18 protein-coding genes are annotated in these 19,752 nt (G+C 73.9%); all 18 read left to right on the top strand.

From position 1 onward, the window contains the following. Positions 1–464: variant leucine-rich repeat-containing protein (locus L1785_RS21585; RefSeq protein WP_372461900.1), on the top strand; the 464-nt coding region annotated here is incomplete at its 5' end. A 29-nt stretch (positions 465–493) separates the two neighbouring features. Continuing rightward, a complete protein-coding gene (locus L1785_RS21580; RefSeq protein WP_236089339.1) occupies positions 494–1,711 on the top strand; it encodes a pyridoxal phosphate-dependent aminotransferase in 1,218 nt (405 codons plus the stop codon). Positions 1,712–1,900: 189 nt separating this feature from the next. After that, positions 1,901–3,712 carry a 2-isopropylmalate synthase gene (gene leuA, locus L1785_RS21575; protein WP_372461857.1) on the top strand — a complete coding sequence of 604 codons (1,812 nt, stop codon included), beginning with the start codon at positions 1,901–1,903 and terminating at the stop codon, positions 3,710–3,712. A gap of 313 nt (positions 3,713–4,025) precedes the next feature. Continuing rightward, positions 4,026–4,496: a DoxX family protein gene (locus tag L1785_RS21570; protein ID WP_236091313.1), complete on the top strand. Its 471-nt coding sequence runs from the start codon at positions 4,026–4,028 to the stop codon at positions 4,494–4,496. A 30-nt stretch (positions 4,497–4,526) separates the two neighbouring features. Further along, positions 4,527–5,639: an acetamidase/formamidase family protein gene (locus tag L1785_RS21565; protein WP_236091312.1), complete on the top strand. Its 1,113-nt coding sequence runs from the start codon at positions 4,527–4,529 to the stop codon at positions 5,637–5,639. A gap of 31 nt (positions 5,640–5,670) precedes the next feature. After that, the gene (locus L1785_RS21560; RefSeq protein ID WP_236091311.1) at positions 5,671–6,804 is read left to right on the top strand and encodes a Fic family protein; all 1,134 of its coding nucleotides are present in this window, start codon (positions 5,671–5,673) and stop codon (positions 6,802–6,804) included. A gap of 12 nt (positions 6,805–6,816) precedes the next feature. After that, positions 6,817–7,992 (top strand): amidase family protein, encoded by a 1,176-nt coding sequence (locus L1785_RS21555; RefSeq protein WP_236091310.1) that lies wholly within the window; start codon positions 6,817–6,819, stop codon positions 7,990–7,992. Between the two features lie 9 nt (positions 7,993–8,001). Further along, positions 8,002–8,763 carry a metallophosphoesterase family protein gene (locus tag L1785_RS21550; RefSeq protein WP_236091309.1) on the top strand — a complete coding sequence of 254 codons (762 nt, stop codon included), beginning with the start codon at positions 8,002–8,004 and terminating at the stop codon, positions 8,761–8,763. Between the two features lie 126 nt (positions 8,764–8,889). Continuing rightward, positions 8,890–9,432: a DUF4383 domain-containing protein gene (locus L1785_RS21545; protein WP_236091308.1), complete on the top strand. Its 543-nt coding sequence runs from the start codon at positions 8,890–8,892 to the stop codon at positions 9,430–9,432. Positions 9,433–9,558: 126 nt separating this feature from the next. After that, positions 9,559–10,083: a 2-oxo-4-hydroxy-4-carboxy-5-ureidoimidazoline decarboxylase gene (uraD, locus tag L1785_RS21540; protein ID WP_236091307.1), complete on the top strand. Its 525-nt coding sequence runs from the start codon at positions 9,559–9,561 to the stop codon at positions 10,081–10,083. Beyond that, positions 10,080–10,463 (top strand): hydroxyisourate hydrolase, encoded by a 384-nt coding sequence (locus tag L1785_RS21535; RefSeq protein ID WP_236091306.1) that lies wholly within the window; start codon positions 10,080–10,082, stop codon positions 10,461–10,463. The genes uraD and L1785_RS21535 overlap by 4 nt, the downstream gene beginning before the upstream one ends. Beyond that, on the top strand, positions 10,464–11,351 hold the full coding sequence (gene pucL / locus L1785_RS21530; protein WP_236091305.1) for a factor-independent urate hydroxylase: 888 nt from the start codon (positions 10,464–10,466) through the stop codon (positions 11,349–11,351). Then, positions 11,348–12,724: an allantoinase AllB gene (allB, locus tag L1785_RS21525; protein WP_236091304.1), complete on the top strand. Its 1,377-nt coding sequence runs from the start codon at positions 11,348–11,350 to the stop codon at positions 12,722–12,724. The genes pucL and allB overlap by 4 nt, the downstream gene beginning before the upstream one ends. A 92-nt stretch (positions 12,725–12,816) precedes the next feature. Next, a complete protein-coding gene (locus L1785_RS21520) occupies positions 12,817–14,016 on the top strand; it encodes a pyridoxal-phosphate-dependent aminotransferase family protein (RefSeq protein WP_236091317.1) in 1,200 nt (399 codons plus the stop codon). Beyond that, on the top strand, positions 14,013–15,335 hold the full coding sequence (locus L1785_RS21515; RefSeq protein WP_236091303.1) for a Zn-dependent hydrolase: 1,323 nt from the start codon (positions 14,013–14,015) through the stop codon (positions 15,333–15,335). The genes L1785_RS21520 and L1785_RS21515 overlap by 4 nt, the downstream gene beginning before the upstream one ends. After that, positions 15,332–16,153 (top strand): MurR/RpiR family transcriptional regulator, encoded by an 822-nt coding sequence (locus L1785_RS21510; protein ID WP_236091302.1) that lies wholly within the window; start codon positions 15,332–15,334, stop codon positions 16,151–16,153. The genes L1785_RS21515 and L1785_RS21510 overlap by 4 nt, the downstream gene beginning before the upstream one ends. After that, on the top strand, positions 16,153–16,983 hold the full coding sequence (locus tag L1785_RS21505; RefSeq protein WP_236091301.1) for an FAD binding domain-containing protein: 831 nt from the start codon (positions 16,153–16,155) through the stop codon (positions 16,981–16,983). The genes L1785_RS21510 and L1785_RS21505 overlap by 1 nt, the downstream gene beginning before the upstream one ends. After that, positions 16,980–19,751 carry a molybdopterin-dependent oxidoreductase gene (locus L1785_RS21500; protein ID WP_236091300.1) on the top strand — a complete coding sequence of 924 codons (2,772 nt, stop codon included), beginning with the start codon at positions 16,980–16,982 and terminating at the stop codon, positions 19,749–19,751. Before L1785_RS21505 ends, L1785_RS21500 begins: the two co-directional genes overlap by 4 nt. Position 19,752: the final 1 nt, after the last annotated feature.

Genomic DNA, 19,752 nt, shown 5'->3' with positions numbered 1-19,752 from the left:
CGCCCGCCCAGCCGGCCGCGCCCGCCCAGCCGGTCGCCCCCGCCCAGCCGGTCGCCCCCGCCCAGCCGGTCGCCCCCGCCCAGCCGGTCGCCCCCGCCCAGCCGGCCGCGCCCGCCCAGGCCGCGCCTGCCCAGGCCGCCGCCCCCGCCCGGGAGGCCGCGCCCCAGGCGGGGTATGACACGCAGGTAACCCGGCCGGCGTCGGGCAGCCAGGCCGTTCAGGACACGCAGGTGATCTCCGGCGAGACCGCCGTGATGCCACCCGTGGCGGCCGCGCCGCGCTGGACGGCCGCGCGGGCGCTCGACCCCGCGACGCCGCTCGCGGACCTGGCCCTGATCGTCCAGGAGGCGCCCCACCTGCGCCCGCAGGTCGCCGCCAACCCGTCCACGTACCCGGCGCTCCTGGACTGGCTGGGCGCGCTCGGCGACCCGGCGGTCGACGCCGCGCTGCGAAGCCGGCGGTAGGCAGCCGGCGAGGGTGGCAGAATCCACCCGTGCGTCACATCGGCCAGTCCCGCAAGCTCCAGCACGTCCGTTACGACGTGCGCGGCCCCATCCTCGTCGAGGCCGAGCGCCTCGAGGCGGAGGGGCACCGGATCCTCAAGCTGAACATCGGCAACCCGGCGCCGTTCGGCTTCGAGGCACCCGACTCGATCCTGCAGGACATCATCCACCACCTGCCCGACGCCCAGGGGTACAGCGACTCCCGCGGCATCTACACCGCGCGGACCGCCGTCGCCCAGTACTACCAGGGCCGGGGCCTGGCCGACGTGACGGTGGACGACGTGTTCATCGGCAACGGCGTGTCCGAGATGATCACGATGGTGCTGCAGGCGCTCGTCGACGACGGCGACGAGGTGCTCGTCCCCGCGCCGGACTACCCCCTGTGGACCGGCGCGGTGTCGCTCACCGGCGGCACGCCCGTGCACTACCTGTGCGACGAGGCGAACGGCTGGGCGCCCGACCTGGCGGACCTGGAGTCGCGCATCACGGCGCGCACGAAGGCGCTCGTGGTGATCAACCCGAACAACCCCACCGGCGCGGTGTACTCCGCCGAGACGGTGCAGGCCCTCGTCGAGATCGCCCGGAAGCACGACCTGGTGCTCCTGTCGGACGAGATCTACGAGAAGATCCTGTTCGACGGGGCCGTGCACCACCACACCGCCACCTTCGCCGGCGACGACGTGCTGTGCCTGACGTTCTCCGGCCTGTCAAAGTCGTACCGCGTGGCCGGGTTCCGGTCCGGCTGGGTGGTGCTCACCGGGCCGCGGCACCTTGCGAAGGACTTCCTCGAGGGCCTGACGCTGCTGTCGAACATGCGGATGTGCGCCAACGTGCCCGCGCAGCATGCCATCCAGACCGCGCTCGGCGGGCACCAGTCCATCGAGGACCTGGTGCTGCCCGGCGGGCGGCTGCGCGAGCAGCGGGACCTGGCCGTGCGGCTGCTCGACGAGATCCCGGGCGTCTCCACGGTGGTGCCCCAGGGAGCGCTCTACTGCTTCCCTCGGCTCGACCCCGCCGTCTACCCGGTGGACGACGACGAGAAGCTCGTGCTCGAGCTGCTGCGCGAGAAGAAGATCCTCGTGACGCACGGGACGGGGTTCAACTGGGTGCGGCCGGACCACTTCAGGCTCGTCATGCTCCCCGCAGTGGAGCAGCTGGAGGAGGCGATCGGCCGCATCGCCGAGTTCCTGGAGACCAAGCGCGTCTGAGTGGTGGTCGCCGCGCCGGAATGTGGACAGTGAACCCCGCGACCGGCGCCCGGGGTACAGTGACGATGTGCACCTGGCGATGAGCCTCCTCCTTCGCTGCCGCGGCGAGGCCTGACAAGGCCGGTCCCTCGCCGCGGTGGACTTGTCGTGCCGGCCGACCCCAGGTCCACCGCAAACGAAGGACGCACGATGGAGAACAGCACCGCCCCGGTCACCGGGAGCCCCGTCTTCGGCACTGCCGCCGGGATCATCGAGGACAACCCGCAGCGCCCGTCCGGGATGCCGGTACACAAGTACCGCCCGTTCCACGAGCAGATCGAGCTCTCGCTGCCGGACCGCACGTGGCCGGACCGTCGCATCACGGAGGCGCCGCGCTGGTGCGCGGTCGACCTGAGGGACGGCAACCAGGCCCTCATCGAGCCGATGAACCCCGAGCGCAAGCTCCGCATGTTCGAGCTGCTCGTCCAGATGGGCTACAAGGAGATCGAGGTCGGCTTCCCGTCGGCGTCCCAGACGGACTTCGACTTCGTCCGGATGCTGATCGAGGAGGACCGCATCCCGGACGACGTGGTGATCCAGGTGCTCACCCAGGCGCGCGCGCACCTCATCGAGCGCACCTATGAGTCGATCCGGGGCGCGAAGCAGGCGATCGTCCACCTGTACAACTCCACGTCGGTGCTGCAGCGCGAGGTCGTGTTCCGCACGGACATGGACGGCGTGATCGACATCGCGCTCGACGGCGCCAGGCTGTGCCGCAAGCTCGAGGAGACCATCCCGGACACCCGGGTGTACTACGAGTACTCGCCGGAGTCGTACACCGGGACCGAGCTGGAGTTCGCGGCACGCATCTGCAACGCGGTGATCGAGGTCTTCGAGCCGACGCCGGACCGCAAGGTGATCATCAACCTGCCCGCCACGGTCGAGATGGCGACGCCCAACGTGTACGCCGACTCGATCGAGTGGATGTCGCGAAACCTGGACCACCGCGAGAACGTCATCCTGTCGCTGCACCCGCACAACGACCGCGGGACCGCCGTCGCCGCGGCCGAGCTGGGCTACCAGGCCGGCGCCGACCGCATCGAGGGTTGCCTGTTCGGCAACGGCGAGCGCACCGGCAACGTCGACCTGGTGACGCTGGGCATGAACCTCTTCTCCCAGGGGGTCGACCCGCAGATCGACTTCTCCGACATCGACGGGATCCGTCGCACCGTCGAGTACTGCAACCAGATCCCGGTCCACGAGCGGCACCCCTACGTGGGCGACCTCGTGTTCACTGCCTTCTCCGGCTCGCACCAGGACGCCATCAAGAAGGGCTTCGAGTTCATGGAGGGCCAGGCGGTGGCGGCCGGCGTCGGCGTCGACGACCTCGTGTGGGGCGTGCCGTACCTGCCGATCGACCCCAAGGACGTGGGCCGCTCGTACGAGGCCGTCATCCGGGTCAACTCCCAGTCCGGCAAGGGTGGCGTGTCCTACCTGCTGAAGGCCGAGCACGCCCTCGACCTGCCCCGCCGCCTCCAGATCGAGTTCTCGCGGGCCGTGCAGGAAGTGACGGACACCGAGGGGGCCGAGGTCACGGGCGGCGACATCTGGCGCATCTTCACCGACGAGTACCTGCCGGTCGAGGGGGACACGAACCCCGGGCTGGAGCCGTGGGGCCGTCTCAAGCTGCGCGGCACCCGGGTCTCCTCCGTCGAGGGTGGGCCGGCCACGCTGGAGATCGACGTGCTCGACCGCGGGTCCGAGCTGACCCTGACGGGCTCGGGCAACGGCCCGATCGACGCCTTCCTGGACGCGATCTCGCAGGTGGGCATCCAGGTCCGCGTGCTCGACTACGCCGAGCACGCGCTGTCCGAGGGCGGAGACGCCAACGCGGCGGCGTACGTCGAGTGCGCCGTGGGCGACGACGTCCTGTGGGGTGTGGGCATCGACCCGTCCATCACGACAGCGTCGCTCAAGGCGATCGTTTCGGCGGTGAACCGGGCGGAGCGCGCCTCCGCCTGACCGGGATCGCGCGTCGCTGGTCGCTGGTTGCGCACATGACTTCGGCACCTTGTCGTGGGGGGGGGGGGGGGGGGGGGGGGGGGCCGCCCCGCCCAGCGCCGCGCGGGTCGGCACTTCGATGTGCCGACCCGACGACAAGGTGCCGAAGTCATGTGCGCAGGCGCACGGGCAGGCGCAGGCGCACGGGCGGGCGCAGGGCGGCCCGCCAGGTCGGAGTGGGACGCCTTGACATTGGATACCAGCACTCTCCATTATTGGAGAGTGCTGGTATCCAACTCGGCGCGTTCGGCCAGGACTCGGGAAGGTGCTCACCGTGGAACCGCTCATCGCCCTCGTCGTCGTCACGTCGGCGCTGCTGGTCGCAGGTGCCGCAGGGGTCGCCCGGCTGCGGCCCTGGCCGGTCGCGCTCCGCGGCGGGCTGGCCGTCATGTTCCTGATGACGGGCGGAGCCCACTTCATCGGCCTGCGTCAGGAGCTCATCGACATGGTCCCGCCGGCACTGCCGAACCCGGGCGTGCTCGTCACCGTCACGGGCGTGCTGGAGCTGGCGGGCGCCGTCGGGCTGCTGCTGCGCCGCACCGTCCCGTGGGCGGCCGCGGGGCTGACGGCTCTGCTGGTAGTGATGTTCCCGGCCAACGTGTACTACGCCCTCGAGGGTGTCGGGGTGCCGTGGTACGACGAGCTGCTGCCGCGCACGCTCATGCAGCTGATCTTCCTGGCGGCGACCGGCGCGGTCCTGGCGTGGTATCTGCGCGGTGCGCGGCCTCGTCCGGCACGGGACTGACGGCCCCTGGCGGTTGGGTACGGTGACCCCGTGCGCCAGCAGCAGATCCTCCAGCCCGGTACCGCCGTCCCGGCGGGCGCCGCGTACCTGCCCACCACCGTCGACACCGCCTACTGGGGACGGCTGCCGTGCGCGGCCGACACTCCCGTGCTCACGGTGGACCCGGGCGACGAGGTCGTGGTGGACGCCCTGTCCCACGAGGGGATCCTGGAGGACCAGGGCGGTGACCCGCTGGCCTACTTCGCCGAGCGCGGGGTCGCCGAGGACGCGGTGCTCGAGGACGCGGTCGCGCTCGCGGGGGCCCGGACCTCGCGCCTCGGGCCGCGCGTCCCGGGCCTGGTGGACGTCCCCGGGGCACACGGCGGCCACGTCGTGACCGGCCCGGTCGCGGTGCGCGGCGCCCGCCCGGGCGACCTCCTCGCGATCCGCGTCCTGGAGACCGTGCCGCGCGTCCCGTACGGCGTCATCTCCAACCGGCACGGCCGCGGCGCGCTGCCGGGGGAGTACCCGGCCGGCGGCGAGGGCATCGTGAGCGTCTTCGCCACGGTGGACGACGCCGGACGCGGTCGCCTCCCGCTCGCCCCCGGGTCGTCGGCCACCGTCGGCTTCGACCTGCATCCGTTCCTCGGGATCATGGGCGTCGCGGCGGCCGGGGACGAGCGCCCGCACTCCGTCCCGCCGGGCCGGTTCGGCGGCAACCTCGACATCAACCTGCTCACCGCGGGCGCCACGCTGTACCTGCCGGTGCAGGTGGACGGAGCGCTCGCCTATGTCGGAGACCCGCACTTCGCGCAGGGCGATGGCGAGGTCGCCCTGACGGCCTTCGAGGCTTCGCTGCGCGCCCGGCTCGCGTTCGACGTGATCCCGGCCGACGACGCCGTCGCCGCGTTCGGCGAGCTCGTCGGGCCGGTCGCCGAGACGGCCGAGTTCCTCGTGCCGACGGGGCTCGACCGGGACCTCGACGTGGCCGTCCAGGACTGCGTGCGCGCCGCGATCGCGCTGCTCGGCGCTCGCTACGGCATGGCGCCGGCCCACGCCTACGCCTACCTGAGTGCGGCGACCGACTTCGACATCTCCCAGGTGGTCGACGTCGTCAAGGGCGTCCACGCCCGCATCCGGAAGTCGGACTTCGAGACGCATTGACGCGGTGATTGTTTCAACCTAGAGTGAGTCGGTGCTCTTTCCCACCCCACGGCTGACGGCGAACGACGAGCGAGTGCTCGCCGAGATCGACGCTGCCCGCGAGGACCTGCGCCTGGCGGTCCGGTCCACTCCCGCCAAGTGGACCGACGGACTCCGGCGCTTCCTCGCCGCCGACGCGGTCGCGGCGTCGAACTCGATCGAGGGGTTCCGGGTGTCCACGGTGGACGTGGCCGACCTGATGGACGGCGAGCGGGACGTCGACGTGACCGAGGAGAACCGTGACGAGACCCTCGCGTACCAGCGGATGATGACCTACATCCAGTCGCTGCACGAGGCCCCCGACTTCGCGTACAGCAAGGGGTTTCTCAACGCGCTCCACTGGATGCTGCAGGGGCATCACCACACGAGACGCCGCCCGGCCGGCCAGTGGCGCCCTGGGCCCGTGTACGTCACGGATGCCCGCGATCCGTCGATCGCCTCGTACACGGCGCCGGCTGCCGAAGAGGTCCCGGGTCTGATGACCGAGCTCGTGGACCGGCTCAACGAGGACGACGCGACCCACCCGGTCGTGCGGGCGGCGATGGCGCACCTGCACCTGGTGTCCATCCACCCCTGGGCCGACGGCAATGGACGGATGTCCCGGTCGTTGCAGACCCTGGTCACAGCTCGGTCGGGCGTGCTGTCCCCGGAGTTCTCGTCGATCGAGGCGTGGCTCGGGCGACCGGGAAACACGTGGGAGTACTACCGCGTGCTGACGGCCCGTGGTGCGACCTACCTGCCCGACCAGGACGTCGGCGAGTGGGTGCGGTTCAACCTGGTCGCCTCGCACCAGCAGACGCAGTCGGTGCAGCGCCGGCTGGAGCGCTCGGCTCGGGTGCTCGTGGAGCTCGACAGGTTCGCGGGACAGTCGGGCCTTGACCAGCGGATGGTCACGGCGCTTCATGACGTCGCGCTCTCCGGCCGGGTCCGCCGGGCTCGCTACGAGCACGCGGAGAACCTGAGCCGTCAGCAGGCGCAGCGCGACCTGCGGGACCTGGTCGCGCTGCGGATCCTGGAATCGGTGGGGCGAACCCGGTCGCGGTACTACACGCCCGGCGAGTCCTTCCCCGCTGAGGCACTCGACGCCGCCCGGACGCCTTTCGCGCTGACCGACCCGTACGCCTAGGAGGCGACTGCCTTGACTCACGACCCCAGTGTCTGGCGCGTCCTCGGTGACGGGCACGGCGGCCCCCTCGTCGCCCCGACCGGGATCGGTGTGCTCGACGGCGAGACCGTCGCGGTGAAGGACCTGTTCGCCGTCGCCGGGCAGCGGGTCGGGGCGGGCAACCCCGCGTGGCTCGCGGCCGCGCCGGTTGCGGCCGCGCACGCCGACGCAGTGGCGCGGCTCCTCGGCGCCGGTGCCGCGGTGGCCGGCATCGCGCAGACCGAGGAGTTCGCGTACAGCCTGACCGGCGCCAACGCGCACTACGGCACGCCGCCGAACCCCCGGGCGCAGGGCCGGATCAGCGGTGGCTCGACGTCGGGACCGGCGACGGCGGTCGCGGGCGGCGAGGCGACGATCGCGCTGGGCACGGACACCGGCGGGTCGGTGCGGGTTCCGGCCGCCTACCAGGGGCTGTGGGGAATCCGCCCCACGCACGGCGCCGTCCCGGCAGGCGGCCTGCTGCCGCTGGCGCCGTCGTTCGACACGGTCGGCTGGCTCACGCGCGACGCCGCCCTGCTGGCGCGCGCCGGGGAGGTGCTGCTCCCACCCGACACGTCGGCGCCCACCGGCCCGTTCCTCGTGAGCGACGACCTGCTGGGGCTGGCCGAGCCCGAGGTGAGCGCCGCCGTCGGACAGGTGGCGGGTGCCGTTCCGGCCGGGCGGGACGTCCGTTCCGTCGCGTGGCTGCCCGAGCCCGGGTGGCTCGCCGCGTTCCAGACCCTCCAGGCCGCCGAGGCGTGGCAGGTTCACGGGGCGTGGCTCGCGGACCGGATGGACACCCTGGGGCCCGCGGTGCGCGGGCGGTTCGAGCGGGCGCGGGCGATCACCGCCGCCGAGGCGGAGGAGGCGCGGTCCGCGGTCGCCCGGGCGCGCGCGACGATCCGCGAGCGCCTCGGCGACGGCGTGCTGGTGCTGCCCTCGACGTCGTCGCCGGCGCCGCGGGCGGACGACCCGGGTGCCTTCGACGCCGTCCGTCAGGCGACGATGCTGCTTACCTGCGTCGCGGGGATCGGCGGGCTGCCGGCAGTGAACGTGCCGGTCGAGACGACGTCGGGCCTCCCGGCGGGCGCGTGCCTGGTGGGGCCGGCGGGCTCGGACCGCGCGCTGATCGCGCTGGCGGCGTCCCTCGGCCAGGGAAGTGCCCGCTAGCCTGCGGTGATGGTCCGCATCGCCGTCCTGTCCGACGTCCACGGCAACACCCCGGCGCTCGCCGCCGTCCTCGCGGCGGTCGACGCCGAGGGGGTCGACCTCGTGCTGAACCTGGGCGACATCGCCTCGGGCGCGGTCGACCCGCGCGGGACGCTCGACCTGCTCGCCGGGCTGCCCGGCGTCGTGACGGTGCGCGGCAACCACGAGCGGCAGGTCCTGACCCTGCCGCGTGGCCGGATGGGCGCGTCCGACCGCCTCGCGGACTCCGTGCTGACCGGTGCCGACCGCGACCGGCTCGCCGCCCTGCCCCTGACGGCTACGCCGGTGCCGGGCGTTCTCGCCTTCCACGCGAGCCCGGACGACGACCTGGGGCACCTCACCGAGACCGTGACCCCGGGCGGGCTGCGCGAGGCGACCGACGCGGAGGTCGTCGAGCGGCTGGGCGCCGCGTACGGGCGGTACGCCCTCTTCTTGTGCGGGCACACCCACGTCGCGCGCTCGCGTCGGCTGCCCGACGGGTCGCTCGTCGTCAATCCCGGCAGCGTGGGCTGGCCTGCCTTCGACGACGACCAGCCGCACCACTACCGCGTGGAGGCGGGCAGTCCGGACGCCCGGTACGCGATCGTCGACGGCGAAGGCCGCGGCTGGGAAGCGCGGCTCCGCTCGGTCGCCTATGACCACGAGCGAGCGGCGGACCTGGCGCGGGTGAACGGGCGCCCCGACGTGGCGCACGCCCTGCGGACGGGCAGGATGCCGGTGGTGGGTGGCTGATTCGTCCCGCGGCCGGCGCCCCGCGGCTGGCTGCGGTACTGGGCCGATGCAATCGTCTGACGTGCGAGCGTACCCGGGCTGCGTGATGGTGGCTGTACCTGACCATTCGGGTCCAAGGAGGGAACCATGGTCCAGCAGACCACCGTCCGCCGTGCGCGCGGGGTGCACCAGTGGCTTGCCCTGGTCGTCGGGCTCGTCTTTCTCGTGGTGGGTGTCGCCGGGTTCTTCGTGACCGGGTTCGACATGGACGGCTTCACCGAGACCGATCATGACCAGACGCTGCTCGTCTTCGCGGTCAACCCGCTGCACAACATCGTCCACGTCGTCATCGGCCTCCTGGGCGTGATGCTGTGGCCGTCCTCCGGAGGGGCTCGCACCTTCGGCTGGCTGCTCGCCATCGGCTACGGCGCGACCTTCGTCTACGGCCTGCTCGTCCTGGACGACCGGATGACGGACTACCTCAACCTCAACGAGGAAGACAACTGGCTGCACCTGGGCAGCGCGATCGTGGGTCTTCTCATCGCCCTGTGGCCGCGGCGAACGGTCGTGGAGACGGCGACTGCGGCGCCGTCGGTCTACCCGGACGCGGCCTACCGCAACCCGGACTACCCCGACGCGGCCCTCCGCGACCCGAACTACCGCGACCCGGGTACCGGCCCGGTTCCCTGACGCACCCGCTCCGCGCAGGTTCGTCGCCCGGCAGCTCCTTGAGTGCGCGTCGGTCTGTTTCAAGAGTTAACCGGCGTGAAACGCGCGTGCCATGCGAGGGAACGCCTGCGACAGTACGTTCCGAGCATGGACCTGGCGACGTTCAACGTGCTGCCCCCGGCTCAGGCCGCGGCGGTCATCCGGCCGTGCGCCGACATCGACGCCTGGGTCGACGACGTCGTCGCCGGCCGGCCGTACCCCTGCCGGGACACGCTGCTGCTGCGTGCCGTGCGCGCTGCGGCTGACTGGACCGTCGCGGACCTCGACGCCGCCCTCGCGCACCATCCCCGGATCGGGGAGCGGGCGGGCGGCGCGACCGCGGAGGCGGCGATGTCCCGGCGCGAGCAACCGACCGCCGACGAGGTGACGGCCGCCGCGATCGCCGCCGGCAACGCCGAGTACGAACAGCGGTTCGGCCGTATCTTCTTGATCCGCGCCGCGGGGCGGACCGCGCCGGAGATCCTCGCCGAGCTCACCCGCCGCCTCGGGCACGCGCCCGAGACGGAGGAGCTCGTCACGGTCGAGCAGCTCCGGCAGATCGCACTCCTGCGGCTCGAGTCCGCCGTCGAGGCGGGCGTCGGGTCGGCCGGCCAGGGCACGGTCGGCGCATGACCACCGCGTCCACCCACGTGCTCGACGCCGCCCGCGGCCTGCCCGCCGCCGGCCTGAGCGTCACGCTCGAGACCGCCTCCAGGTCGCTCAACGGCGTCCAAGAGCGACCTGGAGGCGGTCTCGAGCGTTCGCCCGGGCGTCCGGCGTCGGGCACCGTCGCGGCCGAGGCGACCACCGATGCCGACGGGCGCATCGCCTGGGGCGAGGTCCCCGGCCCCGGGGCCTACGTCCTGACGTTCGCGACCGGGGAGTGGTTCGCGGCCCAGGGCCGCGAGACCTTCTTCCCGCAGGTCGTCCTCGACGTCACCCTCGGCGCAGACCACACGCACGTGGCGCTGCTGCTGAGCCCGTTCGCGTACACCACCTACCGGGGGAGCTGAATGTCGATCGTCCTGGGAGCCAACCAGTACGGCAAGGCCGAGGTGCGGATCGTCCGCGTGGACCGGGCCACGCCGGTGCACCGCGTCACGGACCTGAACGTCACGTCCCAGCTGCGCGGCGACTTCGCCGCGTGCCACGTCGACGGCGACAACTCGGCCGTCATCGCGACGGACACGCAGAAGAACACCGTGTATGCGTTCGCGCGGGACGGGGTCGGCGCGCCCGAGGCGTTCCTGACCCGGCTCGCGGAGCACTTCACCGGGTTCCCGCAGGTCAGCGGCGGGCGCTGGTACGCCGAGCAGTACGGGTGGGACCGGATCGTCGCGGACGGGTCGGAGCACGACCACGCGTTCGTGCGGTCCGGGCGCGAGGCGCGGACGGCACTCGTGCACGCCGACGCGTCGGGGCTCACCGTGCTGGCCGGGCTGCGTGACTGCACGGTGCTGAAGTCCACCGGCAGCGAGTTCCACGGCTTCCCGCGCGACCGGTACACGACGCTCCCGGAGGTGTCGGACCGGATCCTCGCCACCGACGTCACGGCCTGGTGGCGGTACGCACCCGGGTTCGACGGGGACCACGACGCCCGGTTCGACGCGGTCCGCGCCCTGCTGCTCGAGACGTTCGCCACCCTGCACTCGCTCGCCCTGCAGCAGACGGTGTACGCCATGGGGCGCGCCGTGCTCGAGGCGTTCGACGACATCGTCGAGATCCGGCTCTCCTGCCCCAACAACCACCACTTCCTCGTGGACCTCGAGCCCTTCGGACTGGACAACCCGGGCGAGGTCTTCTTCGCCGCAGACCGGCCGTACGGCCTCATCGAGGCGGCGGTCACGCGGTCCGGGGTCGAGGACCATCCGGTGTGGAACACGATCGGGGGCTTCGTATGAGCGCGCTGCCCGACGTCGGCGTGACCTCCTGGGAGCTGTCCTCGCGGCAGGTGCTCGTGGACGGTGAGCTGCAGCCGGCGAGGCTGCGGATCGAGGACGGCCGGATCGTCTCCCTCGCCGTGGGCGGAGAAGAGGCCGGGTCCGGCGAGGAGGCTCCGCCCGCAGCGGTGGTGCGGGTGCCCGACGGCGTCGTCGTGCTGCCCGGCGTCGTCGACTCGCACGTGCACGTGAACGAGCCCGGCCGCACGCAGTGGGAGGGGTTTGCGACGGCGACGCGTGCGGCCGCGCTCGGCGGTGTGACCACGATCGTCGACATGCCGCTCAACTCGATCCCGCCCACCACGACGGTCGAGGCGCTCCGCGTGAAGCAGGCAGCGGCCCTGGCCGCGGGGCTGAGCTGCGACGTGGCGTTCTGGGGCGGGGCCGTGCCGGGGAACACCGCCGAGCTCGAGCCGCTGTGGGACGCCGGCGTGTCCGGCTTCAAGTGCTTCCTCGCGGACTCGGGCGTGCCGGAGTTCGGGCACCTCGACGGGGCACTCCTGCGGGAGGCACTGGGGGAGATCGCCCGGTTCGGCGGGCTGATGGTGGTGCACGCGGAGGACCCGGCGGTGCTCGCCGCGGCACCGCACCCGTCGAGCCGTGCCTACGGCGACTTCGTGCTGTCGCGGCCGGACGAGGCCGAGACGTCCGCGATCGCCGGGCTGATCGACGCCGTGCGCGACACCGGCGCCCGCGCCCACGTGCTGCACCTGTCGAGCGCCCGCGCCCTCGACCTGGTCGCGAAGGCGAAGGACGAGGGCCTGCCCGTCACGGCCGAGACCTGCCACCACTACCTGACGCTCGCCGCGGAGGACATCCCGGACGCGTCGCCCCAGTTCAAGTGCTGCCCGCCCATCCGCGACCGCGGCAACCGGGACGCCCTGTGGGAGGGGCTCGAGGCCGGGATCCTCGACCTCGTCGTGAGCGACCACTCGCCGGCCACCGCCACCGAGAAGCTCCGCGGCGACGGCGACCTGCAGCAGGCGTGGGGCGGGATCAGCGGGCTGCAGGTCGGGTTCACGGCGCTCGCGGCCGAGGCACGCCGGCGCGGGATCGGGCTCGACCGCGTGTCCCGGTGGGTCTCGGCGGCACCGGCCGCGCTCGCGGGGCTCGCGGGCAAGGGGCGCATCGCCGTCGGGCACGATGCCGACCTGGTGCTCTACGACCCGGCCGCGACCACCCCGGTCCGGGCCGAGGACCTGGCGCACCGCAACCCGATCAGCGCGTACGACGGCCTGGTGCTGGAGGGAGCCGTGGTGGGCACGGTCCTGCGCGGTACCCGCGACACCCGCGGCGGCGCACGCGGCCGCCTGCTGGAGAGGACACACGTATGACAGGCCAGCAAGCTCCCGGCTTCCGCCCGGCCGCCGTCGGCCTGGACCCTGCGGGAGGCGCGCGTCAGATCAACCCGCCCCCGCGGCTCCTCATGGGGCCCGGCCCCGTCGACGCGGACCCGCGCGTGCTGCGCGCCATGGCCGCGTCGCTGGTGGGCCAGTTCGACCCGTTCATGACGGACACCATGAACGAGACCATGGCCCTGTGGCGCACGGTGTGGCGCACGGAGAACGAGCAGACGTTCCTCGTGGACGGCACGTCCCGCGCGGGCATCGAGGCGGCGCTCGTGTCGCTGCTGGAGCCCGGGGACCGCGTGCTCGTCCCGGTGTTCGGGCGGTTCGGGCACCTGCTCGCGGAGATCTCGGCGCGTGCGGGGGCCGAGGTGCACACGATCGAGGCGCCGTGGGGCGAGGTGTTCGAGCCGGACCAGATCGCCGACGCCGTCCGCCGCGTCCGGCCCAAGGTGCTCGCCGTCGTGCACGGCGACACGTCCACCACCATGGCCCAGCCGCTGGAGGCGCTGGGCGCGATCGCCCGCGAGCACGACGCGCTGCTCTACGTCGACGCGACCGCCTCCCTCGGCGGGAATTCGTTCGAGACGGACGCCTGGGGCGTCGACGTGGCGACGGCCGGCCTGCAGAAGTGCCTGGGCGGACCGTCCGGCTCCGCGCCGGTCACGGTCTCGGTGCGCGCCGCCGCCCTGATCCGGGCCCGCAAGCACGTGGAGGCGGGCATCCGGTCGGCCGACGACATCGACCACGGTGCCCGCATCGCCTCCAACTACCTGGACCTGGCGCAGGTCATGGACTACTGGGGGCCGCGCCGCCTCAACCACCACACCGAGGCCACGTCGATGCTCTACGCGGCCCGGGAGTGCGCGCGCCTCCTCGCGGTCGAGGGCATGGACGCCGCGATCGCCCGGCACGCCCTGCACGGCGGCGCGATGCTCGCGGGCGTGCGGGGCCTCGGCCTGGAGGTCTTCGGCGACGTGGCGCACAAGATGCACAACGTGGTCGCGGTCGCGATCCCGGACGGGGTCGACGGCGACGCGGTGCGCGGTGCCCTCCTGTCCGACTTCGGCCTCGAGATCGGTACCTCCTTCGGGTCGCTGCACGGGAAGGTGTGGCGCATCGGCACCATGGGTCACAACGCCCGCCGGGACGCCGTGCTGGTGACGCTCGCCGCCCTGGAGCAGGCGCTGCGCCGGGCCGGGGTGCCGGTGCCACCGGGCGGCGGCGTCGACGCGGCGCTCGGGGTGTACGAGTCGGCGACGGCTGGGGTGGTCGCGTGACGACCGCGCGCTGGGTGCTCGACCGCTGCACCGACCTGTTGACCTTCTCGGCCCGCCCGGACGCGCTGGAGCGCGCGTACCTGACGCGGGAGCACGCGGCGGCCAACACGGCCGTCGCCGCGTGGATGCGGGACGCCGGCCTGGACACCGAGACAGATGCCGCCGGGAACCTGTGGGGCCGCCGAGCGCCGGGCGGGGCGCCCGAGCGGCCGGGCGGGGCGCCGGAGCGGCCGGGCGGCGGTGCGGGCGACCGCGCCCCCGCCCTCGTGCTGGGCTCGCACCTCGACACCGTGCCCGACGCCGGCGCCTACGACGGCATGCTGGGCGTGACCCTCGCCATCGCCGTCGCGGAGCGGCTGCGCGACACCGCCCTGCCGTTCGCGCTGGAGGTCGCCGGTTTCTCCGACGAAGAGGGCGCCCGGTTCGGCAAGGCGCTGCTGGGCAGCTGCGCCGCGTCGGGCCAGTGGGACCCGGCGTGGTGGGAGCAGCGCGACGCGGACGGGATACGTCTCGACGAGGCGTTCCGTGCCTTCGGGCTGGACCCGGCCCGCGTGGGCGACGCCGCCCGGCGCCCGGAGGAGCTCGTCGGCTACCTGGAGGCGCACATCGAGCAGGGCCCGCGCCTCGAGGCGGTCGACCAGCCCCTCGGGTACGTGACGACGGTGGCGGGCGCCCGCCGCTTCGTCCTCACCGTGACGGGTGAGGCCCGGCACGCGGGCGGCACACCCTACGACCGCCGCCGGGACGCCCTCGTGGCGGCCTCGATGATCGTGGTGGAGATCGAGCGCCTCGGCCGCGAGTCGGCAGGCTGCCTGGCGACGGTGGGGGAGATCGCCGTCGAGCCCGGCGCGGTCAACGTCATCCCCGGCCGCGCTGAGCTCACCCTCGACCTGCGGGCCACCACCGACGCCGAGCGCGACGACCTCTGGGAACGCATCGAGGGCACCGCCCGCAGTATCGCGACCGTACGGGGCGTGCGGTTCGACGCGACCGAGACGCACCGTGCACCGTCCACGACGTGCGCCCCGTGGCTCACGGAGGCGGTGGTCGAAGGCATCACGGCCACCGCACCGCCGGTCGACCCGGGCCGTGCGGCATCGGACGGCGTGCCCGGGCTGTGGAGCCCGGCCGGGCACGACGCCATGGCCATGGCGGCCGTGACCGACGTGGCGATGCTGTTCGTGCGGTGCCACGACGGGATCAGCCACCACCCGGCGGAGGACGTCCGCGAGGACGACGTGGCGCTCGCGCTCGACGCGCTGGAGGCGGCCGTGCTCGCGGTCGCGCGCCGGCACGCGTCCCGGGAGGAGAACGAATGACCCCGCTCGAGGACCGTATCGCCGACCGGTACGCGGACCTGTCCCCGCAGGAGCGTCGCGCCGCCGACACCCTGCTCGACCACATGGGCGACCTCGCCACCTACCGCGCCACGGAGCTCGCCACGCTCGCGGGCGTGTCCAAGGCGACGATGAGCCGGCTGTTCCGCCGCCTCGGTTACGAGGACTTCGAGGGTCTGCGGGAGCACCTGCGGATGCAGCGCGGGCGCGGCCTGCCGGTCGCGGTCGAGCCCGCGCCAGGGCTGCGGGAGCGGCTGGAGCAGGAGGTCGCGAACCTGCAGCGCGCCTACGGCACCCTCTCGGAGGCGCTGCTCGACGACGTCGCGGGGGCGCTCGCGGACGCCCGCCAGGTCGTCGTGGTGGGGCGGCGCGGATCGCACGCCGCGGCCGTCGAGCTGCGGCGCAACCTCGCCCAGGCGCGTGGCGGGGTCGTGTTCGCGCCCTCGCCGGGGCAGTCGCTCGCCGAGGACCTGGTGGGCCTCGGGCAGTCCGACGTCGTGGTCATGCTGTCGTTCCGGCGGCACGCCACCGGCGTCGTGGCGGCCGTCGAACAGCTCCTCGCCGACGGCGTCCGCGTGCTGCTCCTGGCCGACCCGACGCTGCGAGTGCTCTCCGGGCGGGTGACCTGGTGGGTCGAGTGCCCGGTCGGGTACGACGGGGCGTTCGACTCGCACGCCGTCCCGATGAGCCTGGTCGCCGCCCTGTCCGACGCCGTCCTCGCCCGCGTCCCCGCCGGCGAGGAGCGCATCGAGGCGATCGACCGCGCGTACGCCGCGCTGCACGAGATCGAGGAGAGCTGATGGACCTCGACGTCGACACGGTGCGGGTCGCCCGCTCGCGCGAGGACCTCGCGCTGGCGCCCGGCGAGGTGCTGCTCGGCGGCGGGACGTTCCTCTTCTCCGAGCCCGTTCCCGACGGCGTCACCGGCCTGGTGGACCTGACGGGGATGGGGTGGGAGCCATGGACGATCGACGGGGCCGGGCTGCGCGTGGCTGCCACCTGCACGATCGAGCAGCTCCGCGAAGGACCCGGAGGGCTCGGGGGCTCCGGCGTCCCGGGACCCTACCCGGGGCTCGCGATCGTGCGGGCGTGCACCGACGCGCTCCTGCTGTCGTTCAAGGTGGCGCACAGCGCGACGGTGGGCGGCAACGTGTGCCTCGCGCTGCCCGCGGGCGCCATGGTCTCCCTCTTCGCGGCGCTCGGCGGGTCCGTGGTGGTCTGGACGCCGGGAGGCGGGGCTCGCGAATCCACGGTCGTCGACCTGGTCACAGGGGCGGGTCGCACGACGCTCGCGCCCGGTGAGGTCCTGCGCGAGGTGCGCGTGCCGGCGTCGGCGCTCGGGGCGCGGACCGCGTTCCGGAAGGCGGCACTGACGGCGCTGGGCCGCTCGTCGGCGGTGGTGACGGCCGCCGAAGCAGAACCTGCCGAAGCAGTACGGCGCGTGCGGCTCGTGCTGACCGCCTCGGTGCCGCGGCCGGTGGAGCTCACCGTGCCGGCCGGCGACCACGCCGCCCTCGACGCAGTCCTCGACCGCGTGACCGACTGGTACGACGACCCTCACGGCACGCCCGTCTGGCGTGCGGCGATGACCCGCCGCCTGGCGCACGAGGTGCTGGAGGAGCTCGGATGAAGGTCGACGGCTCCGACGTCGCCGCAACCCCGCGCCCCGGCCAGTGCCTCCGCACGTTCCTGCGGGAGCAGGGCCGCACCGGCGTGAAGAAGGGTTGCGACGCCGGGGACTGCGGTGCCTGCACCGTGCTGCTCGACGGCGCCCCGGTGCACTCGTGCCTCGTCCCGGCGCACCGGGCCGCGGACTCCGAGGTGGTGACCGTCGCCGGGCTCGGCACCCCCGACGACCTGCACCCGGCCCAGCGCGCGTTCGCCGAGGCTGCGGGGTTCCAGTGCGGATTCTGCACGGCCGGGATGGTCGTGACGGCGGCGTCGCTGGGGCTCCCCGACGACGCCGAGGTGGTCCGTCCGTCCGGGTCCGACCTCGAGCGGCTGTTCAAGGGCAACCTCTGCCGCTGCACCGGCTACCGCTCCATCCGCGACGCGCTCGCGGGCAAGGTCAACATCGAGCAGGCCGACGCCGGGGAGTCGTTCGGCCGCGCCGTCGCCGCCCCCGCCGCACGGCGGGTCGTCACCGGGTGCGAGGCATACACCCTCGACGAACGCGAGCCGGCGGGGATGCTGCACGTCGCCGTCCTCGGCAGCCCGCACCCGCACGCCCGGATCACGCGGATCGACGCGTCCGCCGCCCGCCGCGCGCCCGGCGTGCACCTGGTCCTCACCCACGAGGACGTCCCGCCCGTCCGCTTCTCGACCGCCCGCCACGACAACCGGCTCGACGACCCGGACGACACCCTGATGCTCGACCCGGTGCTGCGCTTCCGTGGTCAGCGCGTCGCCGTCGCCGTCGCCGAGACCCCGCGCCTGGCGCGCGAGGCGCTGCGCCTGGTCGACGTCGAGTACGCGGAGCTGCCGGCGGTCTTCGACCCGGAGGCGGCCCGCGCGCCGGGCGCCCCGCAGCTGCACGGGGACAAGGACCCGCTCGAGGCGCGCGTGAACGATCCGCACCGCAACGTGGTCGCGGCCCTGCACGAGGAGCACCCGGCTCCGGGTGCGGTCGACGCGGCGCTCGCCACGAGCCCCGCCACGGTGGACGGCACGTGGACCACGGCCCGCGTCGCCCACGCCGCGCTCGAGACGCACGGCGCCCGCGCGCACGTCGCGCCGGACGGGACGCTCGTGGTCCGTACGTCGACGCAGGTCCCGTTCCTCGTCCGCGACGAGCTGGCCCGCCTTCTGGGCCGCGAGCGCGAGACGGTGCGGGTCGTCGCGGGGCGCGTGGGCGGCGGGTTCGGCGGCAAGCAGGAGATGCTGGTCGAGGACGTGGTGGCGCTCGCCACCCTGCGCACGGGCCGCCCGGTCCAGTGGGAGCTCAGCCGCGAGGAGCAGTTCGCGGTGACGCCGTGCCGGCACCCGATGCGCGTGCGCGTCCGCCTGGGCGCCGACGCGGACGGCACCCTCACCGCCCTGGCGATCGACGTCCTGTCCGACACCGGCGCCTACGGCAACCACGCCCCCGGCGTGCTGTTCCACGGCGTCCACGAGTCCATGGCCGTGTACCGGGCGCCCGCCAAGCGGGTCGACGCCGAGGCCGTCTACACGAACAACGTGCCGTCGGGCGCGTTCCGCGGGTATGGGCTCGGCCAGGTCCAGTTCGCGATCGAGTCCGCGGTCGACGAGCTGGCGGCCCGGCTCGGCCTCGACCCGGTCGAGCTGCGCCGGCGGAACGTGGTGCAGCCGGGTGACCCGTTCGTCGTCGGCCACGTGGACGCCGGCGACCTGGACTACGGGTCGTACGGCCTGGACCAGTGCCTCGACCTCGTCGAGGCGGCGCTCGACGCGGGGGAGCGGGGCGAGCGCGGGCAGGCCGCGCCCCCCGGGTGGGCCGAGGGCCGGGGTGTCGCCCTGGCGATGATCGCCACGATCCCGCCGCGCGGGCACCACTCCACCGCGCGCCTGACGGCGCGGGCCGACGGCACGTACACGCTCGACGTCGGCACCGCCGAGTTCGGCAACGGCACCACCACGGTCCACGTGCAGATCGCCGCGGCCGAGCTCGGCACCACGGTGGACCGGGTGCGGGTGCGGCAGTCGGACACGGCGGTCGCCGGGTACGACACCGGCGCCTACGGCTCGGCGGGCTCCGTCGTGGCCGGCAAGGCGGTGGCGCTCGCGGCCGAACGGCTGCGGGCCGCGCTGCTCGCGGGCCTCCCGGAGGGCTCGGCGCTCGGCGCGGAGGGTGCCTCGCTGCCGGACGGCGGAGGGGTCGCCTTCGCGGACCTCGTCGGCCGCGCGGCGGCCCGGGCAGGCGCGACGGACGGCACGACGGCGGACACCGTGTCGGCCGACGGCTCGCACGACGGCTCGCCGCGTTCCGTCGCGTTCAACGTGCAGGGATTCCGCGTCGCGGTGGACCGCGGAACGGGCGAGGTGCGCGTGCTGCAGTCGGTGCAGGCGGCGGACGCGGGCGTCGTCATCAACCCGGAGCAGCTCCGCGGGCAGATCGAGGGCGGCGTGGCGCAGGCGCTCGGCTCGGCGATGGCCGAACAGGTCGTGGTGCGCGACGGCGTCGTCGAGACGCGGACGTTCCGGCACTACCGGGTGCCGCAGATTGCGGACGTGCCGCCGACCGAGGTGCTGTTCGCGTCCACGGTGGACACCATGGGCGTGCGGGGCGCGAAGTCGATGAGCGAGGCGCCGTACAACCCGGTGGCCCCGGCGCTGGCGAACGCGGTGGCCGCGGCCACCGGCGTGCGGCCGTACGCGATCCCGGTGCAGAAGGACGTGGTGTGGGCGCTGCTGAACGGTGGCGCAGCGAGGTCGGCCTAGC

It is taken from the genome of Antribacter soli, from assembly GCF_021568775.1.
Classification (GTDB): domain Bacteria; phylum Actinomycetota; class Actinomycetes; order Actinomycetales; family Cellulomonadaceae; genus Antribacter; species Antribacter soli.
This window is presented reverse-complemented; position numbering and strand designations above follow the sequence as displayed.

What these genes read in the sequence shown, in the direction of transcription:
- leuA (WP_372461857.1), top strand. Translation starts at nt 1,901, where the DNA reads ATGGAGAACAGCACCGCCCCGGTCACCGGGAGCCCCGTCTTCGGCACT.
- L1785_RS21550 (WP_236091309.1), top strand. Translation starts at nt 8,002, where the DNA reads ATGGTCCGCATCGCCGTCCTGTCCGACGTCCACGGCAACACCCCGGCG.
- L1785_RS21545 (WP_236091308.1), top strand. Translation starts at nt 8,890, where the DNA reads ATGGTCCAGCAGACCACCGTCCGCCGTGCGCGCGGGGTGCACCAGTGG.
- uraD (WP_236091307.1), top strand. Translation starts at nt 9,559, where the DNA reads ATGGACCTGGCGACGTTCAACGTGCTGCCCCCGGCTCAGGCCGCGGCG.
- L1785_RS21535 (WP_236091306.1), top strand. Translation starts at nt 10,080, where the DNA reads ATGACCACCGCGTCCACCCACGTGCTCGACGCCGCCCGCGGCCTGCCC.
- pucL (WP_236091305.1), top strand. Translation starts at nt 10,464, where the DNA reads ATGTCGATCGTCCTGGGAGCCAACCAGTACGGCAAGGCCGAGGTGCGG.
- allB (WP_236091304.1), top strand. Translation starts at nt 11,348, where the DNA reads ATGAGCGCGCTGCCCGACGTCGGCGTGACCTCCTGGGAGCTGTCCTCG.
- L1785_RS21520 (WP_236091317.1), top strand. Translation starts at nt 12,817, where the DNA reads ATGGGGCCCGGCCCCGTCGACGCGGACCCGCGCGTGCTGCGCGCCATG.
- L1785_RS21510 (WP_236091302.1), top strand. Translation starts at nt 15,332, where the DNA reads ATGACCCCGCTCGAGGACCGTATCGCCGACCGGTACGCGGACCTGTCC.
- L1785_RS21505 (WP_236091301.1), top strand. Translation starts at nt 16,153, where the DNA reads ATGGACCTCGACGTCGACACGGTGCGGGTCGCCCGCTCGCGCGAGGAC.
- L1785_RS21500 (WP_236091300.1), top strand. Translation starts at nt 16,980, where the DNA reads ATGAAGGTCGACGGCTCCGACGTCGCCGCAACCCCGCGCCCCGGCCAG.